Raw genomic sequence first — 11,943 nt, 5'->3', positions numbered from 1 at the left:
GCCAGCAGCAGCCAGCCCGAGGTCAGGGCGATGAGCCAGGTCCATCCGGCGTGGCCGTACACGGCGCTGCCGGCCGTGCCGCCGGCGCCGCTGCCGAGGTAGTAGCACAGGGTGTAGAGCCCGGCGGCGCGTCCTCGGGCGGCGGGCGGGGCCTGCGCGGCGACCCAGGCGTTGGCCACGGCGTGCGCGGCGAAGAACCCGGCGGTCAGCACGGCGAACCCGGCCACGACCGCGGCCAGGGGGTCCAGCGCGGTCAGCGCCGCGCCCGCGGCCGTCACGGCGAGGGCGGCGGCCAGGGCCGTACGGCGTCCCAGGCGGTCGGCCAGGCGGCCGGCGGCGGCCGAGGAGGCGGTGCCGAGGGCGTAGGAGAGGAACACCAGGGAGGCGACGGCGGGGGAGAGCGACAGCGGCGGCGCGGACAGGCGGAAGCCGGCGGCGTTGTAGAGGGCGACGAACGCGCCGACGCCCAGCGCGCCCACCGCGTACGGCGCCAGCAGCCCGGTCCCGATCCGCACGCGGCCAGAAGGGCGTACGGCGGGCGGCACGGCGGGCGGGGGAGCGGGCAGCGTACGGGCCGCGTACGCCGAGCAGAGCAGCGACACCCCCGCCACCACCAGCAGCGCCCCCCGCCACCCCCACGGCCCGGCGGCGAACCCGGCGCCCAGCCGGCCCAGCATCCCACCCACCGAGTTCCCGGCGATCATCACGCCCACCGCCCCGGCCAGCCGCGTCGCCCCCACCAGATCGGCCAGGTACGCCGCCCCGACCCCCGCGAACCCGGCGACCGCCACCCCCTGCGCCGCCCGCATCGCGACCAGCACGGGGAACGTCGGCGCCAGCGGCAGCGCCAGCCCGATGAGCGCCGAGGCCAGCACGGACCACACGATCATCCGCCGCCGCCCGACGACCTCCGCCAGCGCGGCCAGCGGCAGCACGGCCACCGCCAGCGCCGCCGTGGGCACGCCCACGGCCAGCGACGCGCCGCCCGGGTCCAGATGGAAGGCGGCCGCGAGCTGCGGCAGGACGGGCTGCGGGGCGTACAGCAGGGCGAAGGAGGCCACGCCGGCCGCCGCCACGGCCGGGCCGGCCCGCCGGGTGCCGACACGTTGAGCCTCTTGAGCTTCGATGACCGCCACGCCAGGAAACGCTAAGCAAGGCTAATAAATACGTCCAATGCGGAAATGGGCAATAATTCATGCTGTGCTGGATGAATACGAGTCCGTGGACGAGCGGCTGGCCGCCGGGCTGGCTCCCACGCTCGCCCTGCTGGCCGCCGTCGGGGAGACCGGGCACGTCACGCGGGCCGCCGAGCTGCTCGGCATGCCGCAGCCCACCGCCAGCCGCCGCCTGGCCGCGCTCGCCGACCTGGTCGGGGCGCCCCTCGTGGTCCCGTACAGGCGGGGCATCCGGCTGACCAGGGCCGGGCGCGTCCTGGCCGCCGCCTCCGGCCGGGCGCTGGCCACCATGGAGTCGGCCGCCCGCGAGGTGCGCGAGGAGATCGACCCCGGCAGCGGCCGGATCGTGCTCGGGTTCCTGCACCTGCTGGGCCGCACGCTCGTCCCCTCGCTCATCCGCGGCTTCCGCGAGCACCATCCGGGCGTGCGGTTCAGCCTGGCGCAGGGCTCGCGCCAGGACATGCTGCGCGCGCTGGGCGAGGGCGAGATCGACCTGGTGTTCGTCGCGCCCCTGCCCGACGGCGACCCGGGCCTGGCCGGGCATCCGCTGGCCGACCAGGAGCTGGTGCTGTCCGTGCCGCCCGGTCACCGCTTCGCCGGACGCGCCCGGGTGCGGCCCGCCGAGCTGGCGGGGGAGGAGCTGGTGACGCTCGAACACGGCTACGGCGTCCGCCAGATCACCGACGACCTGTGCGCGGCGGCCGGGTTCACGCCCAGGATCGCCTTCGAGGGGCAGGAGTCGGAGACCGTGCGCGGCCTGGTGGCGGCCGGGCTGGGCGTGGCCGTGCTGCCCCGCCTGACGGCCGCGGAGGGCGTCGTGCAGATCCCGCTGTCGCCCCCGGTGTTCCGGACGATCGGGGCGTGCTGGCCCGCCGGGACCCGGCTCACGCCGGCCGTGCGCGCCTTCCTGGACCACGTGCGTTCCGGCGCCGCCGACGTCGGGCCGGGGCTGCGTCCCCGCTGACACCCGTCCTGCCGGAAGTAGTTGACGGCTCATCCATTCTGTATGGAGGATTCAGCTACGCACGCCCGCCTGCGGATGGGGACGACCATGCCGGCCGAGTCGTTCAACGCCAGTGTCTTTCTCGTGGACCGCCTGGTCGAGACCGGGCACGGTGACCGCGTCGCCGTCGCCGGCCCCATGGGCACCATGACGTACGCCCAGCTGGCCGCCCACGTCGCCGAGCTGGCCGGCGGGCTGCGGGTGATGGGCGTACGGCCGGAGGAGCGCGTGCTGCTCGTCCTGCCCGACCGGCCCGAGACGCTGATCACCATCCTGGCCGTGATGCGGATGGGCGCGGTCGCCGTCCCGGTGTCCCCCCTGTACGACGGGGCCGAGCTGGGCCACCTGATCCGGGACTCGCGGGCGCGGGTCGTGGTCTCCGCGCCCGAGTTCGAGCCGGCCGTCCAGGAGGCGCTGCTGTCGGCCCCCGAGGTCGTGGCGCTCGTGCTCACCGACGCGAGCCCCCCGGGCCCCGGCAACCTCCCGCGGGGCCCTGCTGTGACGGGAGCGGGCCAGGCGGCGGCGGTCGAGACCGGGGTGCCGGTCTGCCCGTGGTCGGACCTGCTGGAGGCCGGGCGGGGCGTGACCGGCCCGTACGACACCTGCCCGGACTCGCCCGCGCTGTGGCTGCACACCTCCGGCACCACCGGCGCGCCCAAGGCGGTCGTGCACCGCCACGGCGCGTTGCGCGACGTCCACGAGGCGTACGGGCGGCAGGTGCTCGGCCTCCGCCCCGAGGACCGGTGCCTCTCGGTGGCCCGGATGTCCTTCGCCTACGGGCTCGGCAACTCCATGATCTTCCCGCTCGCCGCGGGCGCCACCACGATCCTCGACCCCGCCAGGCCCACCCCGGGCGGCGTCGTCGAACGACTGCTGGAGGAGCGTCCCACCCTGTTCTTCGCCGGGCCGTCGTTCTACGCCGCCCTGCTGGCCGCCCAGGCCCCGGAGGACGCCTTCGCCTCGGTCCGCCTGGCCGTCTCCGCGGGCGAGACCCTGGCCCCCGAGCTCCACCGCCGCCTCACCGCCCGCTTCGGCGTGGACGTCGTCGACGGCCTGGGCTCGGCCGAGGCGCTGCACATCTTCCTCTCCGGCCGCCCGGGCCAGGCGCGCCCCGCCGGCTCCGGCACCGCGGTGCCCGGCTACGAGCTGCGCCTCCTGGACGACTCCGGCACGCCCGTCCCCGACGGCGAGCCCGGCCACCTGTACGTGCGCGGCGACTCGATCGCCGCCGGCTACTGGTGCCGCACGTCCGCCACCCGCCAGGCGTTCCAGGGCGAGTGGCTGCGCACCGGCGACACCTGCGCCCGCGACGCCGACGGCTCCTACCGGTTCCTGGGCCGCGCCGACGACCTGATCAAGGTAGGCGGCGTCCGGGTGTCGCCCATGGAGGTGGAGTCCCGGCTGCTGGAGCACGCCTCGGTCGCCGAGTGCGCGGTGGTCGCCCACGTCGCCGCGGGCGGGCCGGAGCGGCCGGTCGCCTGCGTGGTGCCCGCGCCCGGCCGCCCGATCGACGCCGATGAGCTGATCGGGTTCTGCCGCGAGGCACTGGCCGACGCCGAGTGCCCGCGCGAGGTGCTGGTCCTGGACGAGCTGCCGAAGACGCCGACGGGGACGGTCCAGCGCGTGGTGCTCCGGCAACTGGCCGCCGACCTGCTCGGCAAGTGACCCCCGGAGGCGGCCCCGGGGTCAGAAGGCGTCGCGCAGCTCCCGCTTGAGCACCTTGCCGGAGGCGTTCTTGGGCAGCGCGTCCACGAACACCACGTTCTTGGGCGTCTTGAAGGAGGCCAGCCGCTCGCGCAGGAACGCGTTCAGCTCGGCGGCGGTCAGCCCGGCGCCCTCGCGCAGCACGACGGCGGCCGTCACCGCCTCGATCCACCGCTCGTCCGGCACGCCGAACACGGCCGCCTCGGCGACCGCCGGATGCTGGTAGATGACCTCCTCCACCTCGCGGCTGGCCACGTTCTCGCCGCCGGACTTGATCATGTCCTTCTTCCTGTCGACCACCGACAGGTAGCCGTCGGCGTCCATGACGCCCAGGTCGCCGCTGTGGAACCAGCCGCCGCGGAAGGCCTCGGCGGTCTTGTCCGGGTCGTCCCAGTAGCCGAGCATGGCGTGCGGGCTGCGGTGGACGATCTCGCCGACCACGCCCGGCGCCACCGGCCGGTCCTCGTCGTCGACGATCCTGGTCTCGACGTTGAGCGCGGGCCGCCCGGCCGAGCCCAGCCGGGTCAGCTGCTCCTCCGGCCGCAGGATGGTGGCCAGCGGGGCCATCTCGGTCTGGCCGTAGAAGTTGAACAGGCGCACGTCCGGCAGCCGGGTCGAGATCTCCTTCAGCACCTCGACCGGCATGATCGAGGCGCCGTAGTAGCCCTTGCGCAGCGAGGACAGGTCACGGCGGTCGAAGTCGGGGTGGCGCAGCAGGCCGATCCACACCGTGGGCGGGCAGAACAGCTTGGTCGCCCGCTCGCCCTCGATGGTGGCCAGGATCGAGGCCGGGTCGGCGCCCGGCAGGACGAGGTTGGTGGCGCCCAGGTAGATGCCGGGCGTCAGGAAGCAGTGGAGCTGGGCGCAGTGGTAGAGGGGCAGCGCGTGCACCTCGACGTCGTCGGAGCTCATCTCGCCGTCGACGACGCAGCTCACGTACTGGGCCAGCAGGCCCCCACTGGACAGGGTGGCGCCCTTGGGACGCGACTCGGTGCCGCTGGTGTACATGATCTGGATCGGGTCGTCGGCGGCGATCTCCACCTGGGGCTCGGCGTCGTCGCCGCGCCAGGTGGAGAACGACTCCCAGCCCTCGGCCGCGCCGATCACGCCGCGCACCCGCACGGCCGGCCCGGCGGCGGCCTCGGCCACCGGCAGCAGCGCCTCCTCGACCAGCATCCCGGTCGCGCCGGAGTGCTCCAGGATGTAGGCCACCTCGCGCGGCCCGAGCATGAAGTTGATCGGCACGGAGATCGCGCCCAGGCGGGCCAGCGCGAAGTAGGCCAGCACGAACGCGTGGTTGTTATGGCTGAACAGGGCGAACCGGTCGCCCTTGGCCACGCCCCGCGCCGCCAGCGCGTTGGCCGTGCGGTTGACCTCCAGGTCGAGGTCGGCATAGCTCTGGCGGATGTTGCCGTAGATCACGGCGGTCTTGCCGGGGAACCTGGCGGCCGAGCGCCGCAGGAGGTCACCGATCGTGTGCTGGCGCGTGGTCATGCAGGGTACCCCCATGCCGAATGATGTTCGGCGATCGTACCCGACGAAGGAGGCGCCCGCCGAGACCCCGGCGGACGCCTCCTCGGGATCACCCGGGCTGGGTGACGCCGTTGACCTTCAGCGTGTACGGCGCGTACTGCTGGACCTGCTCGGTCGGCTCGTCATAGGCCACGATCGCGACCACCGACGGGAAGACCGCGAACGGCGCGAGCTGCAGCCGGTTGAGGCTGATCGAGCCCTTGCCGTCGAACTGGGCCTGCAGCACCACCGAGTGCCGCTCGTCCAGACCGACCAGGCGCACGTTCCAGTTGCTGACCGGCGTCGGGGAGATCTCGGTCGGGGAGTCGAACGGCTCCAGGCTGGCGCCGTCGCTCACCGCCGTGCCGCCCACCGTGACGTCGTCGACCTTCCAGCCGCCCTCGTTGACCCCGCCGTCGCTGACGTATTGGAAGCCGACGAGGATCTCCTTGCCCGCGTAGGCGGACAGGCTGTAGGAGTGCGGCTCGAACCCGGTGGTGGTGCCGTTGACGGCCGGGCCGAGCGGGCCGGCCACCGTCCTGTCACCGGTGATCGCGGTGTAGGTCTTGCCGCCGTCCGCGGAGACGATCACGTAGCCGTAGTCGAAGCCGGACTCCGCGCCGTACTTGGCGAGGAAGCGCAGCGTCGGGTCGGCGGCCGGGACCGTCACCTTGGTGACCGCGGCGACGTTGAGGTTGCTGGAGTTGCCCGACCACAGCACCGGGTTGCCCGCACGGTCGGGATCGTCGGAGACGACGGTCCAGGCCAGCGGGATCGGCGGCAGCGTCTTGGCGCCCTGGAACGACAGCGAGGTCGGCGCCGCGCCGCCGGGCTTGCGGATCTGCACGTAGTCGGCGCCGTTCGGGGCCGCCCCCGGGGTGTTGTACGCGGCCGGGTTGGCGAGGTTGACCGTCGAGTTCAGGCTCGCGGTCGTCACCCGCTTCTTCGGCACGCCCAGCACCACGCCGCGGCTCCCGACGACCTTGTCCACCAGGACCATGGTCTGGTAGTCGTGGATCACCTGGTACAGGTTCGTCGTCCCGAGCGCGGCCTTGACGCTGGCCAGGCCCTGGAGGGCGCCGTCACGGTGCAGCTTGGACAGGAAGTCCGCGCCGTACCGGTCGTACAGGAACAACATGAACGAGTACGCGTTGCCGTAGTCGGCCAGCACCGCGTCCGGGTTGCCGCCGTCGCCCCACAGGTTGAGCGAGTTCTGCGGGCCGCCGCAGTTGCGCGGGTTCGGGTTGTACGGCGTCTGGACGATGCCGAAGCCCTGGAAGCAGTTGATGTGGTTGTCGAAGCCCTTCTCGAACACCGTCGCCTTGGGGTTGCCGTAACCCGTCACCGAGATCGCGAAGTCCGACAGGCCCTCGTTCATCCAGGTGGTCTCAAGCGGGTCGGTGTAGTAGTGCAGCAGGTGCTGCCACTCGTGGGCGAAGACGCCCTCGTACTGGAAGGGCCGGGCCGAGCGCGAGGTGCACACGTCGGAGGTCGGGTTGTCCGGCGGGTTCGCGCCGGTCCTGTGCAGCCAGTCGAACGCGTCGATCGTCATCACGTTGCGGTCGAGCAGCTCGTTGTACTGCGAGGAGAAGAAGCCCGCGATGTACGTGGTCGCGGCCGGGAAGGTGTAGTAGTTGTCGTCCCGGACGTTGTCGATCAGCGTCACCGTGCGGTCGCCGGCGCCGGTGTAGACGCCGCCGTTGCCGTTGGCGTCGGGGCCGAGCACGGCGTTCGTGCCGTCCCGGTCCGGCGGCGTGCTGAAGGTCGCGGTCTCCTTCGGGAACATGTTCGTGTCGAACTGCTGCACCAGGTTCGTGACCTGCGCGTCGGTGATCTCCGTGGTGCCGGGCACCTGCATGCGGCAGTCACCGGCCGGGAAGGCCAGGTCGTTGGCGACCCAGACCTCGATCTTGTCCCCGACGCCGCGCAGCGTGTAGTCCTTGCGGTACAGGCGGCCGTTGTAGTCGTCCGTGGCCAGCCACTGCCGTACGGTGCCGACCGGCGGCGTCTCGGCGGCGGCCTTGGCCGTGGCTCGGGCCTCGTACTTCGCGGGGACCTTGACGGGCTTGCCGTCCAGGGTGAAGTCCTTGCGGGTGAGCTCCTTGACGTCGCTCGGCGGCGACGCGGTCGCGGCGGCCGCCTGCGTGGTTTCGGCCGACGCGGGTATCGCGGCGAGCGTGGGCAGTAAGAGAAGTGCGGCAGCGATTCCGATGATTCGGGTGCGCGCCATTGAACCCCCTAGGTATGGGTGTTGCCCGGATGGAACAGGGGTGACATCCGGTAATTACCGGAACCCGTTTGACGCGCGCAATAGGGGCATTTGCCAACAAAACACGGCGGATTTGGTGATCAGATCAGGACGGCCGGCCGCCGGCGCGACTCCAGCCGCCGGTCCGGGTCGTAGGCGTTCCTCGTGACCAGCACCTCCTCGGCCCCGGAGGCCCCCACCACGCGGCGATCGACTCACCCGGCGCGAGCGCGATCGAAGGCAGGCCCGCCACCGATTGTCTGAACTGGCGAAAGGGCTGTCGGACAATCGGCGGTCCGTCGAGACTGAGGACTCGCCGGCGCACACGGCGGATGTCGATGCAGCCGCTGACCTGGGCGGGCTGTGAACTGCCGGTTCCTGTCCAGGACGGAACAGGGGGACGGGCGGCGACCCCACGTTGTGCACTGGACTTGTGTCCGCCCCGGACACCGGACCGGAGATCACCCATCAAGAGTGACGAAAGGTGACAGCATGCCCAAGACGATGCTCAAACTGGCCGCGATCGGGCTCCTGACCGCAACCGGACTCGCCCTGACCGCCGGCCCGGCAGCCGCCAAGGACGACTACTACCCCAGCACCGGCGGGTGAGCCCCGGTGCCACTCTCTCAGCCGTGACTCCGGCGGCAAGTGCGACCAGCAGCGGCGAGTGGAAGACGTACGGCCCCTACAGTTTCGTGTTCGATCTTCAGAGCAGAACGTGCATGGTCTCCATCTCCGGCGGTGCCACCTATGAGGGGCCCTGTGCGGCAAGCGGCACGGCGGACGCGAGCAAGTGCCTCTTGGGGGGCTGGCGCATCGGATCCTGCAGCGATACGGGCGCCATATATGATCAATACTGCAATGCCCTGTAGGTCACGTTCGTAGCTTTCCGCATCAAGACCCCGGCGTCGTTTGATGCCGGGGCCTTTTGTTTCCCGCCGCAAAGAGCGGGAACGGCCGTTGCGATTCTTGCGCCATCGCCTGCGGAGCGTCGCCATGGCTTCGCCTCGTCGGCATTGTCGGGGCGGTCACGCCCGGGATCAGTCCAGCGGGTCCCACGGGGTGGCGTCGTAGAAGGCGAGCAGCCGGGCCAGCGTCCCGGCGTCCTGGCGCAGCGGGACGCCGTCGACCTCGCCGACCGGGACCACGCCGTGGGAGTTGCACAGGAACACCAGGTCGAAGCCCGGCAGGTCGGCGACCCTCAGCGGGCGGCGCTCCTGGGGCACGGCCATGCCCTCCAGCAGGCCCATGGCCGTGCCGTGCAGCATGGGCGCGTCCGGCCACAGCAGGCGGCCGCCGGAGAAGCAGCCGACGTTCGTGATCGCGCCCTCGCTGATCAGGCCGTCGCCGGTGGTCAGCAGCGCCTCGTCGAAGCCCAGCGGCTCGGCGGCGCGCCGGATGTGCGCCTGGGCGAACCCGGCCGCCTTCTTGATGTGCGGCAGGTAACGCTGGAAGGTGACGGCCGTGATGCGCCGCGGGCGCGTGGCGACCTCGGTGGGCGGGGCCGCGGTGGCCACCACGTGCGGGCGGCCGTCGTGCTCGACGACGTAGACGCGTACACCCGCGTCGCGCAGGTCGTCGCCGAGCACCGCCCGCACCGAGGCGAGCACCGCCGCGGTGTCGAGCCGGGTGCCGAACAGCTCCAGGTTGGCCGCCGCCAGCCGTTCCAGGTGCAGGGCCAGGCCGCGAGTGCGCCGGCCCCGGACCTGCATGGCGGTGAAGTGCCCGTAGCGGGCCTCCAGCGCGAAGCGCGCGTCGGCGTCGACCGCCCTGCCCTCGACCACCGCTCGTACGATCACGGAAGCGACGTTACCCCTTGCGGTAGACGGCCACGGACCAGCGGACCGGGCGGTTGCTGTCCGGGCCCCAGATGCCCGCTCTGACAGTGACCTTCACCGGCTTGCCCGCGGGGACGGAGAACTCGTTCATCGCCATCGGATACGGGCCGCTCTCCCACTGGCCGCAGGTCGCGGTCACCTCGCCGCCCTCCCCGCCCTCGATCAGGTACCTGAACCACATCCGCCGGGCCAGGTCACCGGCGCAGAGCGCCTCGATGCCGATCCGGCCGCCGTCGCCCCGGGCCGTGACCGTGAACGTCCTGGCCTGAGGCCACACCAGTTGCCGGGTGGCGCCGGCCAGGTCCCAGCCCGCCAGCCGCTTGGGGAACGGCTTCAGCGGCCCGGGCTCGACCGGCCGGCCGGGCGGGGTCCATTCGTAGACGGCCAGGCTCCAGACCGTCTCGTCGGGTTTCTGGGGCACGCACGGCCCGTCCTTGCCCTCGCGGACGCACCCCCAGCCCTTGGTGGCCATGTCGAACGTGACCGTGATCCGGCCGGCCCCGCCGGGCACGACGAGCGGGACCAGCTCCATGTCCTTCGGGCACGAGGAGAGGGACTGGAAGGGCGCGACATCGCCACCGGTCACGGTGATCGCAGGCGGATTGGCCCTGGGGCCGCCCTCGCACAGCGCGGCCACGTCCAGCGGCTTGCCCGAGACCGGGATCGTGACCGACGCCTTCGTCGTCCCCTCCGTCCTGATCGTCGCCGTGGCCAGCCGCCGGTAGCCGGTGCCGTCGTGGGCGGTGAACCGTTCCGGCAGCTCGCGCGCCGCCTTGACGGCCGGGGTCGCCGCCTCCTGCGGGGGGGCGGCGTCCCCCGGCAGCAGGGAGAACACGGTCACGGCCGCCACCACCGCCGCGGCGGCGGCCGTCAGGCCCCTGCGCCGCCGGGTCCGGCGCACGCGGCGGCGGATGTGCTCAGGGCGGGCCGGGTTCGCCGGGGCGGGCCCCTCGGCCCGCTCCCGCAGCACGTCACGCAGGTCCTGCACGCTCATCGGTACTCCCTCACGATCGACTCGTCCACGCGCAGCTTGGCCAGCGCCTTGGCGGTCTGGCTCTTGACCGTCCCGTCCTGGCACCCGAGGATCCGCGCCACCTCCTGCACCGTCAGGTCCTCGTAGAAACGCAGCACGATCACCGCGCGCTGCCTGGCGGGCAGCCTGCCCACCGCCTCCCACAGCTCGTCGGGCCCGTGCCGGTCGGCCTTGGCGCCCTTCTCGGGCAGGGCGTCGCTCGGCAGCTCCGTCCGCCAGCGCCGCCGCCACCACGACGTGTACGTCGTCACGAGCACGCGCCGCACGTACGCCTCGGGCTCGTCGATGCGCGGCCAGGCGAACCACGCCTTGGCCAGGGACTCCTGCAGCAGGTCCTCGGCCGTCCCCCAGTCATGGGTCAGCAGGTACGCGGTCCGCAGCAACCGCTCGGACCGGGAGGCCACGAAGTCGTGGAAGAGCTTTCTGTCAGGCACACCGGTACTGACGCATCGTCGGCGACGTCAGGTTGCCCCGGCGCGCATGATCGTGAACGGCGCCAGCTCGCCCAGCCCGCGCACCGACAGCCGGTCGACCGCGCGCAGCCGGAAGGCCCGGTCGCCCTCCAGCTCCTCGGCCATCTCGGGGTCGGCCAGGATCGTTCCCGGCAGGGACAACGCGGTGAGCCGGCTGGCAAGGTTGACGGTGGTGCCGAACACGTCGCCCATGCGCCAGATCACCGGGCCGGCGGCCAGACCCACCCGCAGCTCGGGCATGTCCCTGCCGCGATGGGTCTCCACCAGGCGCAGCGCGATCTCGGCCGCCACGTGCGCCTTGTCGGCCACGAACAGCACCGAGTCGCCGAGCGTCTTGACCACCCGCCCGCCCGAGGACGTCACGACGTCGGCCGAGCGGCCCTCGAACCTGTCGACCAGCCTGGCCAGCTCGGTCGCCGTGATCTGCCTGCTGAGCCGGGTGAAGGCCACCAGGTCGGCGAACCCCACCGCCATGCGCACGGCGCTCATGTCCTGGTCGGCCAGGCGTCCGGCGGCGGCGGCGAGCTGGCGCTGCCAGGCGTAGACCAGCAGCCGCGCCAGGTCGGGCACCACCCGCTCGGCCCGCCGCCGCCAGGCCCGCGGACGCTCGGCCAGCGGTACACCCGCCTGGTCGAGCGCCTCGGCGCCCAGCTCGGCCTGCGACTCGGCGAGCCGGGCCGTGGCCCGGCCGATCGAGCGGGCCATCAGCAGCATGTGCTCCTCGTCGTAGGCGCCGGAGCTGACCATCGCGAGCATGGTGCGCAGCGCCTCGACGTCGGAGTCGGTGAACTCGACCGCGTCGTCGGCCACGTTGGCGAACCCGAGCGCCCGCCACAGCCGGCGCGCGCGGTAGACCGGGACCCCGGCCATGTGGGCCACCTGGTGGCTGGTGTAGCGGCGCGGTGCGCGCAGGAACGCCTCCGCCACCCCGTCCGCGTCCTCGCGTGACACGCGTGC

9 protein-coding genes are annotated in these 11,943 nt (G+C 72.8%); 2 read left to right on the top strand and 7 right to left on the bottom strand.

Annotation, left to right across the window (positions count from 1 at the left end; all coding sequences use genetic code 11):
* A partial coding sequence (locus ABZ815_RS40355) for an MFS transporter (RefSeq protein WP_357706615.1) occupies window positions 1–1,136 on the bottom strand: 1,136 nt, incomplete at its 3' end.
* 64 nt (window positions 1,137–1,200) lie between these two features.
* On the opposite strand from ABZ815_RS40355, the gene ABZ815_RS40350 reads away from it, so the two are divergent.
* Both ABZ815_RS40350 and ABZ815_RS40345 read left to right on the top strand, forming a co-directional pair.
* A complete protein-coding gene (locus ABZ815_RS40350; RefSeq protein ID WP_357706613.1) occupies window positions 1,201–2,139 on the top strand; it encodes a LysR substrate-binding domain-containing protein in 939 nt (312 codons plus the stop codon).
* Window positions 2,140–2,181: 42 nt separating this feature from the next.
* On the top strand, window positions 2,182–3,843 hold the full coding sequence (locus tag ABZ815_RS40345; protein WP_357706612.1) for a benzoate-CoA ligase family protein: 1,662 nt from the start codon (window positions 2,182–2,184) through the stop codon (window positions 3,841–3,843).
* Between the two features lie 21 nt (window positions 3,844–3,864).
* Here the strand turns inward: ABZ815_RS40345 and ABZ815_RS40340 are convergent, their stop codons facing one another.
* The 6 genes from ABZ815_RS40340 to ABZ815_RS40315 all read right to left on the bottom strand — a co-directional run bounded on the left by ABZ815_RS40340 (window position 3,865) and on the right by ABZ815_RS40315 (window position 11,937).
* A complete protein-coding gene (locus ABZ815_RS40340; protein WP_357706610.1) occupies window positions 3,865–5,376 on the bottom strand; it encodes an acyl-CoA synthetase in 1,512 nt (503 codons plus the stop codon).
* An 88-nt stretch (window positions 5,377–5,464) separates the two neighbouring features.
* Window positions 5,465–7,624, bottom strand: a complete 2,160-nt coding sequence (locus tag ABZ815_RS40335) for a hypothetical protein (RefSeq protein ID WP_357706608.1) — start codon at window positions 7,622–7,624, stop codon at window positions 5,465–5,467.
* A gap of 1,058 nt (window positions 7,625–8,682) precedes the next feature.
* Entirely contained in the window at window positions 8,683–9,441 is a 759-nt protein-coding gene (locus tag ABZ815_RS40330) for an aminotransferase class IV (protein WP_357706607.1), read from the bottom strand.
* A gap of 10 nt (window positions 9,442–9,451) precedes the next feature.
* On the bottom strand, window positions 9,452–10,474 hold the full coding sequence (locus ABZ815_RS40325; protein WP_357706605.1) for a hypothetical protein: 1,023 nt from the start codon (window positions 10,472–10,474) through the stop codon (window positions 9,452–9,454).
* Window positions 10,471–10,947: a SigE family RNA polymerase sigma factor gene (locus ABZ815_RS40320; RefSeq protein ID WP_357706602.1), complete on the bottom strand. Its 477-nt coding sequence runs from the start codon at window positions 10,945–10,947 to the stop codon at window positions 10,471–10,473. Before ABZ815_RS40320 ends, ABZ815_RS40325 begins: the two co-directional genes overlap by 4 nt.
* Window positions 10,948–10,974: 27 nt before the next feature.
* On the bottom strand, window positions 10,975–11,937 hold the full coding sequence (locus tag ABZ815_RS40315) for an adenylate/guanylate cyclase domain-containing protein (RefSeq protein WP_357706599.1): 963 nt from the start codon (window positions 11,935–11,937) through the stop codon (window positions 10,975–10,977).
* Between the last annotated feature and the right edge of the window lie 6 nt (window positions 11,938–11,943).

Origin of the sequence: Nonomuraea sp. NPDC047529 (genome assembly GCF_040642995.1) — a bacterium.
Lineage (GTDB): Bacteria > Actinomycetota > Actinomycetes > Streptosporangiales > Streptosporangiaceae > Nonomuraea.
The sequence above is the reverse complement of the archived record's forward strand: the minus strand, read 5'-3'. Positions and strand labels throughout refer to the sequence as shown.